General features: G+C 71.5%; 18 protein-coding genes and 1 pseudogene. 9 read left to right on the top strand and 10 right to left on the bottom strand.

What is annotated here, in order from left to right:
- The first annotated feature begins 189 nt into the window (after window positions 1–189).
- Window positions 190–3,375 (top strand): sacsin N-terminal ATP-binding-like domain-containing protein, encoded by a 3,186-nt coding sequence (locus ACFWVP_RS17670; protein WP_384497602.1) that lies wholly within the window; start codon window positions 190–192, stop codon window positions 3,373–3,375.
- A gap of 149 nt (window positions 3,376–3,524) precedes the next feature.
- The gene (locus ACFWVP_RS17665) at window positions 3,525–4,376 is read left to right on the top strand and encodes a DUF5707 domain-containing protein (protein WP_384497601.1); all 852 of its coding nucleotides are present in this window, start codon (window positions 3,525–3,527) and stop codon (window positions 4,374–4,376) included.
- A gap of 22 nt (window positions 4,377–4,398) precedes the next feature.
- Here ACFWVP_RS17665 and ACFWVP_RS17660 read toward each other — a convergent pair whose 3' ends face one another.
- On the bottom strand, window positions 4,399–6,810 hold the full coding sequence (locus ACFWVP_RS17660; protein WP_384497599.1) for an HAD-IC family P-type ATPase: 2,412 nt from the start codon (window positions 6,808–6,810) through the stop codon (window positions 4,399–4,401).
- A gap of 120 nt (window positions 6,811–6,930) precedes the next feature.
- The gene (locus ACFWVP_RS17655) at window positions 6,931–7,209 is read right to left on the bottom strand and encodes a DUF2530 domain-containing protein (RefSeq protein WP_384497598.1); all 279 of its coding nucleotides are present in this window, start codon (window positions 7,207–7,209) and stop codon (window positions 6,931–6,933) included.
- A 187-nt stretch (window positions 7,210–7,396) separates the two neighbouring features.
- Here ACFWVP_RS17655 and ACFWVP_RS17650 point away from each other — a divergent pair, with 187 nt between their 5' ends.
- Window positions 7,397–8,854, top strand: coding sequence for an NCS2 family permease (locus tag ACFWVP_RS17650; protein WP_384497596.1), 1,458 nt, complete (start codon window positions 7,397–7,399; stop codon window positions 8,852–8,854).
- 55 nt (window positions 8,855–8,909) lie between these two features.
- Here ACFWVP_RS17650 and ACFWVP_RS17645 read toward each other — a convergent pair whose 3' ends face one another.
- Window positions 8,910–9,125 (bottom strand): hypothetical protein, encoded by a 216-nt coding sequence (locus ACFWVP_RS17645; protein ID WP_384497594.1) that lies wholly within the window; start codon window positions 9,123–9,125, stop codon window positions 8,910–8,912.
- A 134-nt stretch (window positions 9,126–9,259) separates the two neighbouring features.
- Between ACFWVP_RS17645 and ACFWVP_RS17640 the strand changes: the two genes are divergently transcribed.
- Together ACFWVP_RS17640 and ACFWVP_RS17635 are read left to right on the top strand one after the other, a co-directional pair.
- Window positions 9,260–9,700 carry a MarR family transcriptional regulator gene (locus tag ACFWVP_RS17640; RefSeq protein ID WP_329231488.1) on the top strand — a complete coding sequence of 147 codons (441 nt, stop codon included), beginning with the start codon at window positions 9,260–9,262 and terminating at the stop codon, window positions 9,698–9,700.
- Between the two features lie 102 nt (window positions 9,701–9,802).
- On the top strand, window positions 9,803–11,137 hold the full coding sequence (locus ACFWVP_RS17635; protein WP_384497592.1) for an MFS transporter: 1,335 nt from the start codon (window positions 9,803–9,805) through the stop codon (window positions 11,135–11,137).
- A 62-nt stretch (window positions 11,138–11,199) separates the two neighbouring features.
- Here ACFWVP_RS17635 and ACFWVP_RS17630 read toward each other — a convergent pair.
- Window positions 11,200–11,301 (bottom strand): annotated as a pseudogene (locus tag ACFWVP_RS17630) (Uma2 family endonuclease); the annotation flags it as partial.
- 118 nt (window positions 11,302–11,419) lie between these two features.
- On the opposite strand from ACFWVP_RS17630, the gene thpR reads away from it, so the two are divergent.
- Window positions 11,420–11,992 (top strand): RNA 2',3'-cyclic phosphodiesterase, encoded by a 573-nt coding sequence (gene thpR / locus ACFWVP_RS17625; RefSeq protein ID WP_384497590.1) that lies wholly within the window; start codon window positions 11,420–11,422, stop codon window positions 11,990–11,992.
- Between the two features lie 140 nt (window positions 11,993–12,132).
- Here the strand turns inward: thpR and ACFWVP_RS17620 are convergent, their stop codons facing one another.
- The 4 genes from ACFWVP_RS17620 to ACFWVP_RS17605 form a co-directional block, all read right to left on the bottom strand.
- Window positions 12,133–13,128 (bottom strand): aldo/keto reductase, encoded by a 996-nt coding sequence (locus ACFWVP_RS17620; protein ID WP_384497588.1) that lies wholly within the window; start codon window positions 13,126–13,128, stop codon window positions 12,133–12,135.
- 47 nt (window positions 13,129–13,175) lie between these two features.
- Window positions 13,176–14,150: a prolyl aminopeptidase gene (pip, locus tag ACFWVP_RS17615; RefSeq protein WP_384497586.1), complete on the bottom strand. Its 975-nt coding sequence runs from the start codon at window positions 14,148–14,150 to the stop codon at window positions 13,176–13,178.
- Window positions 14,151–14,194: 44 nt separating this feature from the next.
- Window positions 14,195–14,776 (bottom strand): hypothetical protein, encoded by a 582-nt coding sequence (locus ACFWVP_RS17610; protein ID WP_384497585.1) that lies wholly within the window; start codon window positions 14,774–14,776, stop codon window positions 14,195–14,197.
- 110 nt (window positions 14,777–14,886) lie between these two features.
- Entirely contained in the window at window positions 14,887–15,780 is an 894-nt protein-coding gene (locus ACFWVP_RS17605; protein WP_384497583.1) for an NADP-dependent oxidoreductase, read from the bottom strand.
- Window positions 15,781–15,934: 154 nt separating this feature from the next.
- Here ACFWVP_RS17605 and ACFWVP_RS17600 point away from each other — a divergent pair, with 154 nt between their 5' ends.
- Both ACFWVP_RS17600 and ACFWVP_RS17595 read left to right on the top strand, forming a co-directional pair.
- Window positions 15,935–16,339 carry a winged helix-turn-helix transcriptional regulator gene (locus ACFWVP_RS17600; protein WP_384497581.1) on the top strand — a complete coding sequence of 135 codons (405 nt, stop codon included), beginning with the start codon at window positions 15,935–15,937 and terminating at the stop codon, window positions 16,337–16,339.
- Window positions 16,336–16,833: a hypothetical protein gene (locus ACFWVP_RS17595; RefSeq protein ID WP_384497580.1), complete on the top strand. Its 498-nt coding sequence runs from the start codon at window positions 16,336–16,338 to the stop codon at window positions 16,831–16,833. Before ACFWVP_RS17600 ends, ACFWVP_RS17595 begins: the two co-directional genes overlap by 4 nt.
- Window positions 16,834–16,860: 27 nt before the next feature.
- Here ACFWVP_RS17595 and ACFWVP_RS17590 read toward each other — a convergent pair whose 3' ends face one another.
- Together ACFWVP_RS17590 and ACFWVP_RS17585 are read right to left on the bottom strand one after the other, a co-directional pair.
- Window positions 16,861–18,900 carry a PA14 domain-containing protein gene (locus ACFWVP_RS17590; RefSeq protein WP_384497579.1) on the bottom strand — a complete coding sequence of 680 codons (2,040 nt, stop codon included), beginning with the start codon at window positions 18,898–18,900 and terminating at the stop codon, window positions 16,861–16,863.
- Window positions 18,901–18,981: 81 nt separating this feature from the next.
- Window positions 18,982–19,764, bottom strand: coding sequence for an SDR family oxidoreductase (locus tag ACFWVP_RS17585; RefSeq protein WP_384497578.1), 783 nt, complete (start codon window positions 19,762–19,764; stop codon window positions 18,982–18,984).
- A 114-nt stretch (window positions 19,765–19,878) separates the two neighbouring features.
- On the opposite strand from ACFWVP_RS17585, the gene ACFWVP_RS17580 reads away from it, so the two are divergent.
- The gene (locus ACFWVP_RS17580; RefSeq protein WP_384497576.1) at window positions 19,879–20,238 is read left to right on the top strand and encodes a VOC family protein; all 360 of its coding nucleotides are present in this window, start codon (window positions 19,879–19,881) and stop codon (window positions 20,236–20,238) included.
- The last annotated feature ends 124 nt before the right edge of the window (window positions 20,239–20,362 follow it).

Here is a 20,362-nt window from a genome sequence, read left to right as displayed (position 1 = left end):
AAATCCAGCCCGTCCGGTGTTTGAGGACGGAACCCTGGTGCCGGTTCGGGCGGCCGGATGTGGGGGTGTGCCGGGGCTTCGGTGGGCGAGGGGTGCAGGGCTGCCCATGGCGGGGGCCCCGCTCGCGGTACCTTCGGGCGCACACTGGGCGTCACGGGTCACCGGAAGAGCGGAGTTACGAGCGTGAGCATGAATGCGACCGAGGGGGCCGATCCGTTCGGGACGGCACGGCTGCGGCGCGGCGTGCTCGACGCCTGGGGCGCCGGTCCTGCCCGCTTCCGTGAGGACGCCAACGCCGAGGAGGACCTCGTCCTCGGCGGCTACCGGGACAGGCTCGTCGTCGAGCTGGCCCAGAACGCCGCCGACGCCGCCGCCCGCGCGGGCGTCCCCGGCCGGCTCCGCCTGACCCTGCACGCGGCGGGCGACGGCCCGGCCGTCCTCGCCGCCGCGAACACCGGCGCCCCCCTCGACGCGACCGGCGTCGAGTCGCTGAGCACGCTCCGGGCCTCCGCCAAGCGCGAGGGCCACGAGTCGTCCGTCGGCCGTTTCGGCGTCGGTTTCGCCGCCGTGCTCGCGGTCAGCGACGAGCCGGCCGTCATCGGCCGGCACGGCGGCGTCCGCTGGTCCCTCGCGGAGGCCCGCGACCTCGCCCGGCAGGCGGCCGTCGGCAGCCCCGGCCTCGGGGACGAGCTCCGCCGCCGCGACGGCCACGTACCGCTGCTCCGGCTCCCGCTGCCCGCCGAGGGCACCGCACCCGACGGGTACGACACCGTCGTCGTCCTGCCGCTCCGTGACGGCGTCGCCGAGGACCTCGTCGGGCGGCTGCTGGCCGGAGTCGACGACGCGCTCCTGCTGACCCTCCCCGGCCTCGACGAGATCGTCATCGAAGCCCCGGACGGTGTAAGGACGTTGCACCGTTCGCAGCACGGCCCCTACACGCACGTCGACGACTCCACACACGGTCTTCACCGCTGGCGCACGGTCGCCCGGCATGGATCCGTCGAGCCCTCCCTGCTGGCCGACCGGCCCGTCGAGGAGCGGCTGCGGCCCTACTGGTCGGTCACGTGGGCCGTGCCCGTCGGCGAGGACGGGGCGCCCGAGAGCCCCCGTACCGCCCCCGTCGTGCACGCGCCGACGCCCACCGACGAGCCCCTCGGCGTCCCCGCGCTGCTCATCGTCTCGCTGCCGCTCGACACGACCCGCCGGCATCCCGCGCCGGGCCCGCTGACCGATTTCCTGGTGCAGCGCGCGGCCGACGCGTACGCGGAACTGCTCGCCGGGTGGGAGCCCGTGTCGATCACCACGATCGCGCTGGTGCCCGGCCCGCTCGGCAAGGGGCAGCTGGACGGCGCGCTGCGGGCCGCGATCCTGGAGCGGTTGCCCCGGATCGCCTTCCTGGAGCCCGCCGCGCCCCGGGATCCGGCCGCCGAGCCCGCGTGGGAGGACTGGGAGGACGCCGGAGCGGGTGCGCCCCGTCGGGTGACGACCGCGCTGCGGCCCATCGAGGCCGAGGTCGTCGAGGGCGTGGGTGCCGAGACCGTAAGGGTCCTCGCCGAGGTCCTGCCCTGTCTGCTGCCCGCCGGTCTGGAGCGCCGTGTCGAGCTCCGTACGCTCGGTGTCGCCCGCGTCCCGCTGACCGAGGCCATCGACCGCCTGGCGGGTCTGGAGCGCGCCGCGGACTGGTGGCGGCGCCTGTACGACAGCCTGTCCGGCGTCGACCCCGACCGGCTCTCCGGCCTGCCGGTGCCGCTCGCCGGGGACGGGGCGGCGGACGACGCGCCCCGCACGACCATCGGCCCCCGGCAGGTCCTGCTGCCGCTGCCCGACGCGCTGACCGGCCCGGCACTCACCCGGCTGGCCCGGCTCGGTCTGAAGGTGGCCCACCCGGACGCCGCCCATCCGCTGCTGGAGAAGCTGGGCGCCCTGCCCGCCACCCCCCGCGCCGTCCTGACGACCCCGCAGGTCCGGGCCGCCGTGGCGGGTTCGATGGACGCGGGCGAGATCTGGGACGAGGACGCCCTGGACGGGGACGAGCTCGTCGAGACCGTCCTCGCGCTCGTACGGGACGCGGACCTCGAACCCGGTGAGGAGCCCTGGCTGGGTGCCCTGGCCCTGCCCGACGAGGACGGCGAACCCGCGCCCGCGGGCGAACTCGTGCTGCCCGGCAGCCCTTTCGCCCAGGTCATGCGTGAGGGCGAACTCGCCCTGTGTGACGGGGAACTGGCCGAACGCTGGGGCGAGCAGCCGTTGACCGCCTGCGGGGTGCTGGCCACCTTCGCCCTCGTACGGGCCACGGACGTCGTCCTGGATCCGGACGAACTGGAGCCGCGTGACACCGACTTCGCCGAGCCCGACGACGCCGGGCTGCTGGACGCCGTCGACGTGTGGTGCGAGGACATCCTGGACCAGCTGCCGGACACGCCGGTGCCTCCCGTCGCCACGGAGCTCGTCGCCGTGCGTGACCTGGACCTCGTCGACGACGACGCCTGGCCGCAGGCCCTCGCGATGCTCGCCCGTCCGCCGCTGCGCGACGCGCTGACCCAGCCGGTGCGCGTCCTGCTGCCGGACGGTACGACGCAGTCGGTGCGCCCCTACACCGCGTGGTGGCTGCGCGACCACCCCGTGCTCGACGGCCGCCGTCCGGCGGGCCTGCGCGCGGCGGGTGGCGACCCGCGCCTCACGGGGCTGTACGACTCCGTGGACGCGACGGGCTTCGACGACGCCCAGGTGCTGCGCGCACTGGGCGTACGGACGTCGGTGGCCGCCCTCCTGGACGAGCCCGGCGGTGCGGCCGAGCTGCTGGGCCGGCTCGCGGACGAGGACCGTCCCGTCGGCCCCGTACAGCTGCACTCGCTCTACACGGCCCTCGCCGAGCTGGATCCCGAACAGGTCACGCTGCCGGACGAGTTGCGGGCCGTCGTCGACGACGAGGTGCGGGTGGTCGACGCGTCCGACGCCGTGATCGCCGACGCGCCGGACGTGCTGCCGCTGACCGCGGGGCTCCCGCTGCTGCCGGTGGCCCCGGCCCGTGCGGCCGAGCTCGCGGAGCTGCTCCAGGTGCGGAGGCTCGGCGAGAGCGTCGACGCGGAGGTGACGACGGAGGGCGAGGAGCACCAGGTGCCCGAGTCGGTGCGGATCCTGCTCGGTGCGGGGACCCCGGACACCTACGTCGAGCACGGCGAGCTGCGGGCCGGTGGCGTCGAGCTGGACTGGCGCCGCACCCCGGACGGGGTGGTCCACGCGTCCACGCTGGAGGGTGTGGCGGCCGGTCTCGCGTGGGCGGCCGGCCAGTGGCCGCGCCGCTTCGAGGTGGCCGCGCTGCTGGAGGACCCGTCGCGTACGGAGGAGTTGGCACGGGACCGCTGGTTCGACTGAGCCGTGTGATCTTCACAGGAAAGTCGTTTTGTCGTACAACCATTCACATGCGGAACACGTCTGGTTCTGCGAGTCACCAGACTCGCAGACCACACGGGGACCGTCGGCCTCACGACCTGCCACGGGCCCCCTTCTCCACTGGGGAACACATGCGTATTCGTGCCACTGTTGCCGTTGTCTCCGGCGCCCTGGCTCTGTCCGCTTTCGGCGTCCCGGCCGCGACGGCCGACGACGGCCGCACCTGGGCACCTGACTTCGGGCTCTCCGCCCCGGAGCAGTCCAACGGGCGCATGGCCGCCCGTTCGGTCACCGCCGACGACGACCTCAAGATCACCAAGGCTGTCGTGAACGGCGGCAAGGCCATCGTGGTGGGCACCACCGCCCCCAAGAAGGTCACCGTGGCCATCACGGCCACGGACGACTCGGGCATCGCCGACGCCGGCACCATGCTGTGGATCGGCAGCGACCTGGAGTCCGAGGACAGCTTCGGCTTCCTGCAGAACGAGGACGCCGCCACGTGCAAGGCGGTCAACGCCACGACGTCGACGTGCACGCTCACGGTCACCGTCGACCCGGGTTGGCTGATCAACTCCGACGCGACCAGCTGGAAGGTCGCCGCCGCGGTGCTCAGCAACGACGGCCAGATCGTCCAGAACGACGCCTTCGCCAAGACGCGGCTCCAGCGCCTCTCCAAGGTGACGGTCAACGCCGCCCCGGAGCCCGTCAAGAAGGGCAAGACCATCACGGTCACCGGCAAGCTCTCGCGCGCCAACTGGGAGACCGGCACGTACAAGGGCTACGCCACCCAGGCCGTCAAGCTCCAGTTCCGCAAGAAGACCAGCACCGCCTACACCACCGTCAAGACCATCAAGTCGAGCAGCACCGGCGCGCTGAAGACCACCGTCAAGGCGTCCGTGGACGGCTACTGGCGCTACAGCTTCGCCGGTACGTCCACCACCCCGACCGTCACGGCCGCGGGTGACTTCGTCGACGTGAAGTAGTCGAACGGCAACACCTTCACGACTACGTGGGGAAGCGGCGGCCGACCAGCCTCCAGGTCATTTCCAGGACGGCCGCCGCGACCGCCGCGATCCCCACCGCGGCCCACGGCATCGTCGTCCCCACCAGCTTCAGCGCGAAGAAGTCCTGGAGCCAGGGCACGGCCAGCACGATCAGGAACCCCAGGCCCATCGTCGCCACCAGGGCGACCCGCCACCAGGTGTACGGGCGGGCGATGATCGCCAGGACCCACATCGAGACCAGGAACAGCGTGAGTGTCGCCGCGCTGGTCTCGGCGTCCAGCGCTCCCGTACCCGCGTAGTGGTGCCGGGCCACCAGATACGTGGTGAAGGTGGCCGCCGCCGCGATGACCCCCGACGGGACCGCGTACCGCATGACGCGGCGTACGAAGTGGGGCTGCGCGCGCTCCGTGTTGGGTGCCAGCGCCAGGAAGAACGCCGGTACGCCGATCGTCAGCGTGGAGAGCAGCGTCAGGTGGCGCGGCAGGAACGGGTACTCCACCTGGAAGCAGACCACCAGGATCGCCAGCAGCACCGAGTAGACGGTCTTCGTCAGGAACAGCGTGGCGACCCGGGTGATGTTGCCGATGACCCTGCGGCCCTCCGCGACGACCGACGGCAGCGTCGCGAAGCTGTTGTTCAGCAGCACGATCTGGGCCACCGCGCGCGTCGCCTCCGAGCCCGAACCCATCGAGACCCCGATGTCGGCGTCCTTGAGCGCGAGCACGTCGTTGACGCCGTCGCCCGTCATCGCGACCGTGTGGCCCCGTGACTGGAGGGCCGCGACCATGTCCCGCTTCTGCTGCGGGGTGACCCGGCCGAAGACCGCGTTCCGCTCGATGGCCGTCGCCATGTCGTCGCGGTCGGCGGGCAGCCGGCGGGCGTCCAGGGTGTGCTCGGCGCCCGGCATGCCCAGCTTCTGGGCGACCGCGCCGACGGAGACGGCGTTGTCACCGGAGATCACCTTCGCGGCGACGTTCTGGTCGGCGAAGTAGGCCAGGGTCTCCCCGGCGTCCGGCCGCAGCCGCTGCTCCAGGACGACCAGCGCGGCGGGCCGGGCCCCCGTGGCGGCGTCCGGGGCGTCCAGCCCGCCCGGCACCCGGGCCAGGAGCAGGACCCGCAGCCCCTGTTCGTTGAGGTGCGTGGTCTCGGTGAGGGCCGGGTCGTCGGGCGGCAGCAGTACGTCCGGGGCGCCGAGCAGCCAGGCGGACGCGTCGCCGTTGTCCTCGGTGAACTCGGCACCGCTGTACTTGCGGGCCGAGGAGAACGGCATCGCCTGGGTGACGCCCCAGGCCTCACCGTTCGGCGGGTAGGCGTCGATGATGGCCTGGAGGCTTGCGTTGGGCCGCGGGTCGGACGCGCCGATGGCCCCCAGGACGCGGTGGACGTACGCCTCGTCGGAGCCGTTCAGCGGCCGGACCTCGGTGACGTCCATACCGCCCTCGGTGAGGGTGCCGGTCTTGTCCAGGCAGACGATGTCCACCCGGGCCAGGCCCTCGATGGCGGGCAGCTCCTGCACCAGGCACTGCTTGCGGCCGAGCCGGATGACGCCGATCGCGAAGGCGACCGAGGTGAGCAGGACCAGGCCCTCGGGGATCATCGGGACGATGCCGCCCACGGTCCGGGCGACCGAGTCCTTGAAGTTGTTGTCCTTGACGACGAGCTGGCTGATGATCAACCCGATCGCGGTCGGCACCATCATCCACGTCACGTACTTGAGGATGGTGCTGATGCCGCTGCGCAGCTCGGACTGCACGAGCGTGAAGCGGGACGCCTCCTCGGCGAGCTGTGCGGCGTACGCCTCGCGGCCGACCTTGGTGGCGGTGAACGCCCCGCCGCCGGCCACGACGAAGCTGCCGGACATCACCGGGTCGCCTGGCCGCTTGATCACGGGGTCGGCCTCGCCGGTCAGGAGTGACTCGTCGATCTCCAGGCTGTCGGCCTCGGCGACCACCCCGTCGACGACGACCTTGTCCCCGGGGCCGAGCTCGACCAGGTCGCCCAGGACGATCCCGGAGACCGAGACCTCGCCGGAGACCCCGTCGCGGCGGACCGTGGGCTTCGCCTCGCCGATGACCGCGAGGCTGTCCAGGGTCTTCTTGGCGCGCCACTCCTGGACGATGCCGATGCCGGTGTTGGCGATGATCACGAAGCCGAAGAGGCTGTCCTGGATCGGCGCGACGAACAGCATGATCACCCAGAGCACGCCGATGATCAGGTTGAAGCGGGTGAGGACGTTCGCGCCGACGATCTCGGTGACGGAGCGGGACGACCGCACCGGTACGTCGTTGACCTCGCCGCGCGCGACCCGTTCGGCGACCTCGGCGGTGCTCAGACCTCCGGGTGGTGCGGGCGGAGGGGTGGGGAGTCCGGGGTCCGGCTGCTCACCGAAGGAGTCGAGTGCCCGCTGCGTCATGGAGACGACGGTACGGGCGGAAGCGGCGGTTCACCCGCCGGAGGCCGAGGACGCCGACCGGGGGGAGGAACGGGATGGCCGTCGGCCCCGTGCCGCCCGCGTCGGCTCCGTGCACCCGCGTCAGCCCTGAACGCGGCCCGTGTCCTCCGCGGCGGCAGCCGCGGCCCGCTTGATCGCGGCGTCCCGTCCCCGGACGTACCAGATGCCGATCAGTCCGAGCCCGGCACCGGCCAGGCAGGTCCACACCCACCAGGTGTGCCCGTGGTCGTCGAACCACCCGTAGAAGGGGAGCTGCACGAGGAAGAGGACGAACCAGAGGATCGCGCCGCCGGTGACGGTGGCGACGACGGGGCCCTCCAGGGGCTCGGGTGCCTCGTGCTTCGGGGTCCACTTCTCCATGGGCTCAGTCTAGGGCCCCGGCACGCAGGGACCGGCGAGGCAGACGGCCCAAGGGTCTACGCGCGGAGATAGCGATCTTTGCCTGATGTGTTCATACTGAATCTGCTTACGGATGTCTCAATTTATTCGTGTGAACATCCAAGGTTGACTGATTTCACTCCCCTCGATGCACGACTGAAGGTCACACATGTCCCCCTCGGCCACCGCCCAGGTCGACCCCACGCCGCCCCCGGCTCCGCGGCAGCCCTCCGGCGGCCTGGACCGGTACTTCAAGATCTCCGAGCGGGGGTCGTCCGTCGCCCGCGAGGTCCGCGGTGGCTTCGCCACGTTCTTCGCGATGGCGTACATCATCGTGCTCAACCCGATCATCCTGGGCAGCGCGAAGGACATGTACGGGCACCAGCTCGACAGCGGCCAGCTCGTCACGGCCACCGTGCTGACGGCCGCGTTCTCCACGCTCCTGATGGGCGTCATCGGCAATGTGCCGATCGCGCTCGCCGCCGGTCTCGGCGTCAACACCGTCGTCGCCCTCCAGCTCGCGCCCCGCATGAGCTGGGCCGACGCGATGGGCATGGTCGTCCTCGCGGGCATCGTCGTGATGCTGCTCGTCGCGACCGGGCTGCGCGAACGGGTGATGAACGCCGTACCGAAGTCGCTCCGCAAGGGCATCGCGATCGGGATCGGCCTGTTCATCCTGCTGATCGGCCTGGTCGACTCCGGCTTCGTCTCCCGCATCCCGGACGCCGCGCACACCACCGTGCCACTGCAACTCGGCAACGACGGTCACCTCAACGGCTGGCCCGTCCTGGTCTTCGTCATCGGCACACTGCTGACCCTGGCGCTGATCGTGCGCAAGGTGCCGGGCGCGATCCTGATCTCCATCGTCGCGATGACCGTCGTCGCGCTGGTCATCGACGCCGTCGCGGACCTCCCGGCGGGTGCCTGGGGGCTGACGGTCCCCGAGTGGCCCGGCAATCCGGTCGCCTCGCCGGACTTCGGGCTGATCGGCGAGGTCAGCCTGTTCGGCGGCTTCGGGAAGGTCGGCTACCTGACCGGCGTCCTCTTCGTCTTCACCGTGCTGCTGTCCTGCTTCTTCGACGCGATGGGCACCATTCTCGGCGTCGGCGACGAGGCGAAGCTGATGGACAAGGACGGGCACTTCCCGGGCATCAACAAGGTCCTGTTCATCGACGGCGTGGCCGTCGCCGCGGGCGGCGCGAGCTCCTCCTCCGCGTCGACCTGCTTCGTGGAGTCCACGGCCGGCGTCGGTGAGGGCGCCCGCACCGGACTCGCGAGCGTGGTGAGCGGTTTGCTCTTCACGGTGGCGCTGTTCCTGACGCCCCTGGCGACGATGGTCCCCTCACAGGCCGCCACTCCGGCCCTGATCGCGGTCGGGTTCCTGATCCTCGCGGGCTCCGTGCGGGACATCGACTGGAGCGACTACACGCTCGCGATCCCGGCCTTCCTCGCGATGCTGATGATGCCCCTCACCTACTCGATCACCAACGGCATCGGCATCGGCTTCGTCGCCTTCTCCGTGCTGCGCCTGGTGGCGGGCCGCGGCCGTGAGGTCCCGGCGGCCATGTACGCGGTCTCGGCGGTCTTCGTCTTCTACTACGCGATGCCGGCGCTCGGCCTCACGTAGAGGCGTCCGGACGCCGTGGCGTCCGAGGGCTCCACCCCTACGGGGCGGACCTCCGTCAGGTGACCCGGTCGGCCGGGTCCGGGTGACGGGGGTCCGCCCCGTAGAACTTCTCCGTCTCGTCGACGGCCGCGTTGAAGCGCTCGTCGAAATCGTCACGGACGAGCGTCCGGACCACGTAGTCCTGGACGCTCATGCCGCGTCTGGCGGCGTGCCGGCGGAGCCGGTCGAGCAGCTCACCGTCTATGCGCAGGCTGAGCACTGTCGATCCCATGCCAAGCAGGGTCGCGGCACACGTGGTCGTTTCGGGGCTGTTTCCGCCTCGTGTTCACTCGTTCGGGTGCTCGTCTGCTCGCGCGTGTACCACCGACTGGTCTTTAGTGAAGCTAATGAGTTAGGCTAAGAAACATGCCTGACCTGATCCACGACGGTGACAGTGCCGCCGCCGTGAGCTCCCTTCGCTCCGCCGTGATGCTGCTGGGCCGGCGCCTGAAGCATCAGCGCGTCGACGAGTCGCTGAGCCCGACCGAGATGTCGGTGCTCGGCACACTCGCCCGTTGCGGCTCCGCCACCCCCGGTGAGCTGGCCCGCAAGGAGCACGTGCAGCCGCCGTCGATGACCCGCATCGTCGCGCTGCTGGAAGCCAAGGGCCTGGTCAGACTGGAACCGCACCCCGATGACCGTCGGCAGAAGATGGTCAGCCGGACCGAGCAGGCGGAAGCCATGCTCGCCGAGAGCCGCTCCAAGCGGAACGCCTGGCTGGCCGGCCTCGCCGAGGGCCTGGACGAGGACGAGTGGGAGAAGCTGCGGGCCGCCGCGCCCGTGCTGGAGAAGCTCGCCCATCTCTGACCCCTGACGGGGCGCTGCGGGCCCGCAGTCCGCGGCCCGCAGTGCCCGCCGTCACGTCCTCGTCAGCACGCACGTCGTATACGCCCGAGGAGGCGAACTCTTTTGAGTACGGGATCCGGAGCAGACTCCGCCCCCGCACCGACTTCCACCCACGAGAGCAAGACCGGCGGGACCTTCTCGTCGCTGAAGATCCGTAACTACCGCCTGTTCGCCACGGGCGCCGTGATCTCCAACACAGGTACCTGGATGTCCCGTATCACGCAGGACTGGCTCGTCCTGAGCCTCACCGGGTCCGCCGCCGCCGTCGGCATCACCACGGCACTCCAGTTTCTCCCGATGCTGCTGTTCGGCCTGTACGGCGGCGTCATAGCCGACCGGCTCCCGAAGCGGCGTCTACTGCTCATCAGCCAGGCGGCGCTCGGTCTGTGCGGTGTCGCACTCGCCGTCCTGACCCTCTCCGGCGTCGTCGAGGTCTGGCACGTCTACCTGATCGCGTTCCTGCTCGGCATGGTGACCGTCGTGGACAACCCGGCGCGCCAGTCGTTCGTCTCCGAGATGGTCGGCCCCGCGCAACTGCGCAACGCGGTCAGCCTGAACTCGGCGAACTTCCAGTCCGCCCGGCTCATCGGCCCCGCCGTCGCGGGAGTCCTGATCACCACGGTCGGCAGCGGTTGGGCCTTCATGTTCAACGGGCTGTCGTTCATCGCCCCGCTCGTCTGCCTGCTCATGATGCGTACGAGCGAGCTCCACGCGTCGGTGACCGTGAAGCGCGCCAAGGGCCAGCTGCGTGAGGGCCTGCGTTACGTGTCCGGCAAGCCCGAGCTGATCTGGCCGATCGTCCTGGTCGGCTTCATCGGCACGTTCGGCTTCAACTTCCCGATCTTCCTGACGGCCTTCGCGGACGAGATCTTCGACGGCGGCGCCGGGATGTACTCGTTCTTCAACATCCTCATGGCGGCCGGCTCCCTGGCCGGAGCCCTGCTCGCGGCCCGCCGCCGCTCGTCGCGGCTGCGGATGCTGGTGGCCGCGGGCACCCTGTTCGGTGTCCTGGAGATCGCCGCGTCGCTGTCGCCGTCCGTCTGGCTGTTCTCGCTGCTGCTGCTCCCGATCGGCATGATCGGCATGACGACCAACATCAGCGCCAACACGAGTGTCCAGATGGCCGCGGACCCGGAGATGCGGGGCCGGGTGATGAGCCTCTACATGATGGTCTTCGCCGGGGGTACGCCGGTGGGCGCCCCGATCGTCGGCTGGATCAGCGACGTCCACGGCGCCCGGACCGGCATGGCGGCCGGCGGGGTGATCTCGCTGCTGGCCGCGCTCGGTGTGGGCTTCGCCCTGACCCGTGTCGGAGGCCTGCGCATCAAGCTCGACCTGCGCCCGGGCCATCCGCACGTACGGTTCGTCCCGCGCGACCAGCTCGCGACGGCTGCCTGAACCGCCCCGCGGACGCCGCCCTGCTCCTCGCCTAAGAGGGCGGCGTCCGCGTTTCGGTCATCGAGAATGATCTGCCAGTGTGTGTCCCGTTGCGGCGACACGTAGACGGTCCCCTCGACGATCTCGACCTTGAATCCCTCGGGGTGGGCGAGCCACTCGAACATCAGGTCCGAGGTGCGCTCGTCGCTGGTGTCGGCCCGCCGCCGCACGGCGCGGGCAGCCGCGTAGGACGACGACAGGCCCGGTACCCAGGACACGTCGGGACGCTGCGACACTCGCCGCATGAGCAGCCAGAGACTCTTCGCCGCCGTCCTGCCGCCCGCACCCGCGGCGGACGAGCTGGCCGGGGCCGTCGCCCCGCTGCACGGCCTGCCGGGCGCCCTGGATCTCCGCTGGACCGCACGCGCGGGCTGGCACTACACGCTGGCCTTCCTCGGGGACGTCGAGGAGGAGGTGCTGCCCGATCTGTACAGCCGGATGGAGCGGGCCGCGCACCGGACCGAGCCGTTCCCGCTGCGCGTGCACGGCAGCGGCAGGTTCGACGGGCGGGCGCTGTGGGCGGGGGCCGCGGGCGGCCTGGACACGCTGCGGCTGCTGGCCGAGCGGGCCGATGCCGCCGCCCGGCGGGCCGGGGTGTCCATGGAGGAGCACCGCCGCTACACCCCGCACCTCACCCTGGCCCGCAGCCGTGTCCAGACGGATCTGACGCCGTTCACCCAGGCCCTGGCCGGCTTCGAGGGCCTGCACTGGGAGGCCGGGGAGCTCAGCCTCGTACGCAGCGATCTGCCGGTGGCAGGGGTGCCGGGGGAGCGGCCGCGGTACGAGGTGGTGCGGGCCTGGCCGCTGGGGCGCTGAGCGGGCCGGTTAGGCTCGTCGGGTGGATCCCAAGACCAGAAACCGCATCATGGCCGCCGTGCTCGTACTGATGTTCGTCGTCGTGGCGGCGGCGTCCGCCCTCGGGGGCTGAGCCCGCCGGGGACGGACGCGCGAGCCGGCTACCAGGCGAAGTTCTCCGGCGACGGGCCCGGGCCCGGGAAGATCTCGTCCAGCGCGGTCAGCACCTCGTCCGACAGCTCCAGTTCCACGGCGCGCAGTGCGGAGTCGAGCTGCTCCCGGGTACGCGGTCCGGAGATCGGGCCCGTGATCCCCGGGCGGGTCAGCAGCCAGGCCAGGCCGGCCTCGCCGGGCTCCAGGCCGTGCTTCTCCAGCAGGTCCTCGTACGCCTGGACCTGTGCCCGCACCTTCGGGTCGGCCAGTGCCTCGGCGGACCGGCCCGAGGTGGACCGGGCGCCGCCGCCGTCACGCTCCTTGCGGATCGCGCCGCCGAGCAGCCCGCCGTGCAGCGGCGACCACGGGATGACGCCGAGGCCGTACTCCTGGGCGGCCGGGATGACCTCCATCTCGGCCCCCCGCTCCATCAGGTTGTAGATGCACTGCTCGCTGACCAGGCCGTAGCTGCCCCGCTGCCTGGCGACCTCGTTGGCCTGGGCGATCTTGTAGCCCGCGAAGTTGGACGAGCCCGCGTACAGGATCTTGCCCTGCTGGATCAGTACGTCGACGGCCTGCCAGATCTCCTCGATCGGGGTGGACCGGTCGACGTGGTGGAACTGGTACAGGTCGATGTGGTCCGTCTGGAGGCGCTTGAGGCTGGCGTCGACGGCCCGGCGGATGTTGACGGCGGACAGCTTGTCGTAGTTGGGCCACGGGTCGCCCTCGGCGGCCATGCTGCCGTAGACCTTGGTGGCGAGGACGACCTTGTCGCGGCGGTTGCCGCCCTGGGCGAACCAGGTGCCGAGGATCTCCTCGGTGCGGCCCTTGTTCTCGCCCCAGCCGTAGACGTTCGCGGTGTCGAAGAAGTTGACGCCCGCTTCGAGGGCGGCGTCCATGAGGGTGTGGCTGTCGCTCTCGTTGGTCTGGGGGCCGAAGTTCATCGTCCCGAGGACGAGGCGGCTGACTTTGAGTCCGGTGCGTCCGAGCTGCGTGTACTTCATGACCCCCAAGCCAACGCCTTCGAGCGCGCTCGAAGCAAGGGGTGATCTCAGGCGGGCCGCGCGAACCGGTCCAGCGCGGCGAGAACCGCGCGGGTGGTCGCGGGGCCGCCCAGATGGCCCGCGTCCTCGATGACCGTCAGTTCCGCGTCCGGCCAGGCCTTCGCGAGCTCCCAGGCGGTGGTCAGCGGCCCGCCCAGGTCGAAGCGGCCGTGCACCAGCACACCGGGGATACCGGCGAGGCGGTGCGCGTCACGGATCAGCTGTCCCTCCTCCAGCCACGCGGCGTGCGCGAAGTAGTGCGCGCAGATCCGTACGAACGCCAGCTGGTCGCGGCCGGGCCGGCCGGTGTACGGGGGCGGGCCGGTGTACGTCTCCATGGACAGGACCGCGTCCTCCCAGGCGCACCAGTCGGCCGTCGCCCTCGCCCGTACGTCCGGGTCGGGGCTTTCCGTCCGCCGGGCGTACGCGGCGACCAGGCCCTCCGGCCCCTCCGCCTCCGGGACGCCCGCCCGGAAGAGGTCCCAGGCCTCGGGGAAGATCTGCCCGGCGCCCCGGTAGAGCCAGTCGATCTCGCTGCGCCGGGTCGTCGTCACCGCCGGGATCACGATCTCGGAGACCCGTTCCGGGTACCGCTCGGCGTACGCCAGGATCAGCGTGGAACCCCAGGAACCCCCGTACAGCAGCCAGTTGCCGATGCCGAGGTGGATGCGCAGCCGCTCCATGTCGGCGATCAGGTGGGCCGTCGTGTTGTGCCGCAGGTCGGCGGCCGGGTCGCTCGCGTGCGGGGTGGAGCGGCCGCAGTTGCGCTGGTCGAAGAGGACCACGCGGTACAGGTCCGGGTCGAAGTAGCGGCGGGCCCGGGGGCCGCATCCGGAGCCGGGGCCGCCGTGGACGACGAGGGCGGGCTTGCCCGCCGGGTTGCCGCAGACCTCCCAGTACACGAGGTTGCCGTCGCCGACGTCGAGCATGCCCCGGCCGTGGGGCTCGGTCGGCGGGTACTTCCCGTCCGGCTCACGGTCCACGGTGGCGTCCTCCTCGGCCTGGGCTGCGAGGGGGATCAGCGTAGTCAGCCCCTGACGGCCACGTGGTACGCGGTCGCCCACAGGGTCGCAGCGGAGGCCAGGCCCACGACGGCCCGCACGCCCTCGTCGGACAGGCCGGCCGCGATGAGCGCGAGCCCGACGACGGCCACGGCGCTCAGTGCGATCGCCGTCACCCGGTACTGCCACTGGTCGTAGAGGCGGGCGAGCGGGAAGAAGTGCAGGCCCACCACCAGGGCCACCGCGGGCGGGACGAAGGCGGGGTGGCCGGAGGCGTTGGACGCCGCGACGACCGCGAGGATCGCCGCGAACTCGACGACGTTGACGATTCCGACCGAACGCGCCCAGTTGTCCGGCAGGTTCACCGGGCGGGGCGACGGGGCCGCCCCCTTGCGGTACGCGAGGAGGACCGCCACGGCCGCGAGGGGCACGGCGGCGATCCCGACGGCCAGGGCCGCACCGGACGACGCCAGTCCGGACGCGCCGGCGAAGGCCCAGACGAGGGCGAACACCGACAGGACGACGGTGCCGCGGCGGCGCAGGGTGCGGGTGAGCGCCACACACTCGGCGTCCGAGCCCCATGAAGGCGAGGACGTGGGCTGGATCATTCGGCCGAGAGTACAGCGATTATCGGCCCCGTCCGGCGGTTTCGGCCAGGAGGGAGAACGCCTCCACTTACGGAGGCGTCCCGTCCGCCCGCCCCTCCTGACCGGATGTCTCAGGGGACCAGGACGAGCCGTCCGCGTACGCCGCCCTCCGCGAGACGGCGGTACGCCTCGGGTGCCTGTTCCAGGGGGTACGTACGCGCCACCCGGGGGGTGAGAACGCCCTCGTCGACCAGCTTCACCAGCTCGGCGAGCCGGTTTCCGTCGGCGGTCACCTCCACGGCCTGGACCCGGATGCCACGCACGCCCACAGGGACGGCGTGCGGGATGACGCCCACGTAGTCCCCGCCGTCCCGGACGTGCGCCAGGGCGTCGGCGCCCAGCACGGCCGCGTCGAGCACCGCGTCGAACGGGCCCGCCGGTGCGCCGCGTTCCACGAACCGGGCCGCGCCGAAGGACCGTACGAGCTCCTCGTCGGCGGCCCCGGCCACCCCGGTCACCGTGATCCCGGCCCGGTGGGCGAGCTGCACCGCGTATCCGCCGACCGCGCCCGCCGCACCCGTGACCAGCAGGGTGGATCCGGGGGCCAGGTCCAGCAGGTCGAGCGCCTGCGCGGCGGTCAGGGTGTTCAGCGGCACGCTCGACGCGAGGACCGCGTCCACCGAGGCCGGGGCGGGCGCGACCGCCGAGCTGTCCACCACCACGTGGTCGGCCTGCGCCTTGACCGTCCCCGGCCCGTAGGCCAGCGCCACCACCTCGGCCCCGGCGGCGAACGGCGCCCCCGCCCCCACCGTGTCCACGGTCCCCGCCACGTCCCAGCCGAGCCCCAGCGCACCGCTCTCGGGCAGCGGCACGAGGACACCGGCGCCGTACGCCGCGTCCACCGGGTTGAGGGCCGCCGCCGCCACCTTGATCCGTACCTGACCCGGACCGGGCTCGGGCAGCGCCGTCTCCACGACCTCCACGACCTCGGGCCCGCCGAACGACCTGACCACCACAGCACGCATATCGATATCTCCCTGGATCCCTGAGCCGCTGAACCACCGCGGACGGTGCGGGTTCCTCCCGCCCCACAAACCTAGGAAGAGTTACTCTCTTTCGGTAAGTACGTACTTCGAGGTGCGTAGGCCACCCACAGGTAGGACCGGAGGCAGCGATCCCATGGCGACACGCACGGCGGCCCAGCGCCGCGAGGAAGCCCGATTCGCGTACGACGCGTACCTCAGGGACTGCCCGACCAACCAGCTGCTCGGCCGCCTCGGCGACAAGTGGGTCAGCCTCATCGTCAGCGCCCTGCGCGAGGGCCCGATGCGCTACAGCGACCTCGGCCGCAGGATCGCCGGGGTGAGCCAGAAGATGCTGACCCAGTCGCTGCGCGCACTGGAGCGCGACGGCCTCGTCACGCGCACCGTGACGCCGTCCGTGCCCGTCCGCGTCGACTACGAACTGACGGACCTCGGGCGCAGCCTGAGCGATCTGCTGTTCGCGGTGAAGACCTGGGCGGAGACCCACTTCGACCAGGTCCACGAGGCCCGTGAGCGGTACGACGAGGAGGCAGCGGCATGAACGCCACCCCGAGAGTACTGGCCGTGCTGGACGAGCTGCTGGCCTCCGCCGCCCCCGGTGAACGCGGAGCCCTGTGGCATCTCGCCGAGCAGGGGCGGGAGTTGGACGCCAACGTCGTGCACCTGCCACCGGACGCCGGGGTGGGCGAGCACCAGGAGGACCTCTTGGACGTGCTGTTGGTCGTCCTCGCCGGTGGCGGCAGCCTGCGTACGGGCGGCGGCACCCTGGACCTCGCCCCGACCACGGTCACCTGGCTGCCCCGCACCTCCCGCCGCGCCCTGGAGGCGGGGCCGCAGGGTCTGACGTACCTGACGGTGCACCGCCGCCGTCCGGGGCTGACGATCAAGCCGGCGGTCCGGGCCCCGGAGACGGCGTACGAGGGCGGCGAGGCCCCGTGCATGCTGGACCTGGTCTGCCCGGGGTGCGGACGGCTGTCGGCGGACCGGGATCCCGCGTTCTGCAGCGCCTGTGGGGAGCCGTACCCGGGGCGTTGACCGGTGCCCCGGGTACGGCTCCCCGGCTCAGGCGATCGCGCCGGCGATCTCGGTCGCGCCCGACTCCGTGCCGTCCGCGTATACGACGGTGAAGCGGTAGAAGAGCGTGGTCGCCTTCGGCTGGTCGGCGTCGTGCCACGACATGGGGTAGTAGATCTCGCCCGTGCCGAGGAGGTCGAACGTCCCTGTCGCCGGGTTCCAGCGGCGGACGTTGAACCCGGTGGCCTCGCTGCCGTTCTCGTTCTTGGTGTCTTCGAGGTACAGGTTGAAGTAGCTCGGCCCGTTGGAGCGGACCCACTTGAAGGGCGAGCCGGTGGCGGGCGGGGCCGTCGGACGGAGGTCCAGCTCGGTGACAGCGGTGACGGTCGCGCCGCTGTCAGGGGACAGCTGGTTGCCGTACTGGTCGACGCCCACGACGCTGTAGCGCACCTGCTGACCGTCGGCGGGTGTGACGTCGTGGAAGGCCGTCCCGGTGACCCGCGGGCCCTCGTTCGTGCGGTCACCCACCGGGGTCCAGTCCCACTGCCCGTCGGTGAACGTGCCGCGCAGCACCCGGTAGTGGTCGAGGGACGGGTCGCCGCTCGCCTTCCAGGAGACCGTGACGCCGTTCGCCTTCGGGACCGTGGTGACGCCCTCGATCGCGGCGGGCGCGGTCGTGTTGCCCGCGACGGCGACCTTGAGGTCGGTGGACGAGGTGCCCGGGTTGCCCTCCCAGTCCTTGGCGACCACCCAGTAGTAGTAGGTGGTGCCGGGCTGCACGGTGTTGTCGACGAAGGTGGTGGTGCCCCTGAGCCCCTGGGCGATCTCCCACACCGTGATTCCGCCGGCGCGCGGCTTGAGCGACCGGAACACCGACCAGCCCGCGAAGTCGGAGCTGGTCCCCTCGGAGGCGTCCCAGGTGACGGTGACGCCGGTCTCGCCCTCCGTGACCCGGGTGCCGAGCGGGGTGTCGACCGGGCCCGTCAGGTCGTCGCTGTAGTACTCGGCGGAGCCCGAGGCCGGGGACTCGTTGCCGTGCGTGTCGACGGCGGTGACGACGTAGTAGTAGATGTCACCGGTCTGCGGCAGCGGTCCGGTGTAGCCGCCGCCCGAGGAGGCCAGCCGGTTCGCCGGGGTGAGGGCGACCGGCAGGGACGTCGAGCGGTAGACCCGGTACTCGGCGAAGTCGGGCTCGGTGTTGCTGTCCCAGTAAAGGGTGATCTTGGTGGGGCTGCCCATGGCCCAGTTGTCCTCGACGCCCTTCGGGGCGGCGGGGGCGGTGTGGTCGACGGTGGTGACGCCGAGGTCGGCGGTGCCCGAGGAGGTGTTGCCGGCCTTGTCGTAGGCGCGGACCTCGTAGTAGTAGACGTTGCCGTCCTTCGGGACGGCCGTGTCGGTCCACGAGGTGGCGGTCGTGGTCGCGACCGGCTTCGTGGGATAGGAGGCGCCCTTCAGCCGGCGGTACACGCGGTACCCGGCGAGGTCCATCTCCTTGTTCGCGGCCCAGCCGACCTTCGTGGACATGGTCGTCGTGCTGTACGCCGCGGTGGTCCCGGTGGGGACGAGCGGCTTGACCTTGTCGACGGTCGCCGTGGTGCGCGGCGTGTACGCGAACTTGACCTTGGCCGAGCCGGTCCAGTTGACGAAGTCGACGCGGAGGCTGTGCTTCCCCGACGGGATGGTCACGTTGACGGTCTTGGAGACGGCGGTGGAGACGTTCTTCCACACGTCGACCTTGCGGACGCCGTCGACGTAGACGCGGATGCCGTCGAGGGAGGTGGCGGTGAAGGCGAAGGGCCCACCGGATCCGAAGTCGCGGGTCATGGACCAGCGGACGCCGAAGTTGTTGGTGGGCATGCCCTTGTAACCGGGGGCGCCGGTCCCCCAGTTCTGGTCGATCACGGAATCGCAGTCCGTGCCCTTGGGGGTCCCGGTGAAGGCGGTGTTCGCGTAGAACGTCCGCTTGAAGACGGGCGACGCGCAGGTCACGGCGGCGGAGGCGGGGGTCGCCGCGGTGAGCAGGCTGCCCGCGGTGGCGAGTACGACGGCGCTCGCGGTGGCGACCGTCGTGCCTCTGGGTCGGTTCATTCGTTCCTTCGGTCCTGATCGTCTGTGGCAGGAATGCGACTACCGATGATCAGGACTCGCGAGGGAACGCCATGGTTGTAGTCACTGACCGAGACCGCCGTTGCTCTTGAGCAGCTGGCCGTTGACCCACTGCCCCTGCGGTGAGCAGAGGAAGTCCACGAGGTGCGCGGTGTCCCGCGGGGTGCCGAGGCGGCCGAGCGGGGTGGCCGCGGTGAGCCCCTCCTTCGCCTCCGGGGACATCCAGCCCGTGTCCACCGGGCCGGGGTTGACGGTGTTGGCGGTCACGCCGAGGTGGGAGAGCTCGTGCGCGGCGGCCAGGGTGATGCGGTCCAGGGCGCCCTTGCTGGCCCCGTAGGGGACGTTGCCGACCGTGTGGTCGCTGGTGAGGGCGACGATCCGGCCGGTGCCGGGCGTACCGCGGAAGCGCAGGCCGAATTCGCGGATCATCAGCCAGGTGGCACGGGTGTTCACGGCGAAGTGCCGGTCGAAGCTCTCGATGGTGGTGTCGAGCAGCCCGGAGTCGACCGACTCGCAGTGGCACATCACGAGCGCGGTGACGGGCCCCAGGCGGCGCTCCGTCTCGTCGTAGATCCGGGAGGGGGCGTCCGGGTCGCTCAGGTCCGCCTCGATCGCCGCGTGCGCCGCGCCGTGCTCGGTGAGCGTCCGGGCTATCGCTTCGGTGGCCCCCCGCTCCACGCCCCAGTCCATGCGCCGGTCGTAGGGGGTCCAGTAGGTGAAGGCGACGTCCCAGCCCGACGCCGCGAGCTGCCCGGCGATGCCCGCGCCGATGCCGACGGTGCGGCCCACTCCGGTGATCAGGGCGAGCGGGCGGCGTACGGAGTCGTTCTCGTCCAAGAGGGTCACAGACCGGAATGGTGCGGGACGGCCCACGGGCGGGGCAACTCCTCCGCGCCCGGCCGCACATGCCCGTGGCGCGGAGACGGGTCGGGCGCCGAGGGCCGTACATACACTGGGGGCATGGCATGCCGCATCAGTGAGCTGGTCATCGAAGCCGCCGACCCCGAGCGGCTCGCCGTCTTCTGGGGCGGGGTGCTCGGCTACGTCGAACTCGGCCGCGAGGACGACGGAAGCATCGAGATCGGGCCGCCCGACACCGGCTTCGGCGGCCTGCGGCCCACCCTCGTCCTCAGCCCCAACAGCGCCCCGAAGACCGCACAGCTACGACTGCACATCGACGTCAACGCCACCGACCGCGACCAGGACGCCGAACTGGAACGCCTGCTCGCCCTCGGCGCCAGGCCCGCCGACGTCGGCCAGACCGGCGAGGAGGACTGGCACGTCCTGGCCGACCCGAACACTCGTAACTACCAGTTCTAGGGTAGCGGGCTTCGTCGTCCCAGGTGGGGACATGGGTAAGCCCCTGCCGCACGCCATCGGCCACCGCACGACAGGGGCCGTCTAAGGCCGCTCACCACCTGAGCGGCTCAGCGTCACCGCCTAC

It is taken from the genome of Streptomyces sp. NPDC058637 (assembly GCF_042717325.1).
Classification (GTDB): Bacteria; Actinomycetota; Actinomycetes; order Streptomycetales; family Streptomycetaceae; genus Streptomyces.
This window is presented reverse-complemented; position numbering and strand designations above follow the sequence as displayed.

Coding starts and splice junctions, on each gene's coding strand:
- ACFWVP_RS17600 (WP_384497581.1), top strand. CDS start 15,935: ATGGCGACACGCACGGCGGCCCAGCGCCGCGAGGAAGCCCGATTCGCG.
- ACFWVP_RS17640 (WP_329231488.1), top strand. CDS start 9,260: ATGCCTGACCTGATCCACGACGGTGACAGTGCCGCCGCCGTGAGCTCC.
- ACFWVP_RS17665 (WP_384497601.1), top strand. CDS start 3,525: ATGCGTATTCGTGCCACTGTTGCCGTTGTCTCCGGCGCCCTGGCTCTG.
- ACFWVP_RS17580 (WP_384497576.1), top strand. CDS start 19,879: ATGGCATGCCGCATCAGTGAGCTGGTCATCGAAGCCGCCGACCCCGAG.
- thpR (WP_384497590.1), top strand. CDS start 11,420: ATGAGCAGCCAGAGACTCTTCGCCGCCGTCCTGCCGCCCGCACCCGCG.
- ACFWVP_RS17610 (WP_384497585.1), bottom strand. CDS start 14,776: ATGATCCAGCCCACGTCCTCGCCTTCATGGGGCTCGGACGCCGAGTGT.
- ACFWVP_RS17620 (WP_384497588.1), bottom strand. CDS start 13,128: ATGAAGTACACGCAGCTCGGACGCACCGGACTCAAAGTCAGCCGCCTC.
- ACFWVP_RS17650 (WP_384497596.1), top strand. CDS start 7,397: ATGTCCCCCTCGGCCACCGCCCAGGTCGACCCCACGCCGCCCCCGGCT.
- ACFWVP_RS17595 (WP_384497580.1), top strand. CDS start 16,336: ATGAACGCCACCCCGAGAGTACTGGCCGTGCTGGACGAGCTGCTGGCC.
- ACFWVP_RS17660 (WP_384497599.1), bottom strand. CDS start 6,810: ATGACGCAGCGGGCACTCGACTCCTTCGGTGAGCAGCCGGACCCCGGA.
- ACFWVP_RS17590 (WP_384497579.1), bottom strand. CDS start 18,900: ATGAACCGACCCAGAGGCACGACGGTCGCCACCGCGAGCGCCGTCGTA.
- ACFWVP_RS17645 (WP_384497594.1), bottom strand. CDS start 9,125: ATGGGATCGACAGTGCTCAGCCTGCGCATAGACGGTGAGCTGCTCGAC.
- ACFWVP_RS17605 (WP_384497583.1), bottom strand. CDS start 15,780: ATGCGTGCTGTGGTGGTCAGGTCGTTCGGCGGGCCCGAGGTCGTGGAG.
- ACFWVP_RS17655 (WP_384497598.1), bottom strand. CDS start 7,209: ATGGAGAAGTGGACCCCGAAGCACGAGGCACCCGAGCCCCTGGAGGGC.
- ACFWVP_RS17670 (WP_384497602.1), top strand. CDS start 190: ATGAATGCGACCGAGGGGGCCGATCCGTTCGGGACGGCACGGCTGCGG.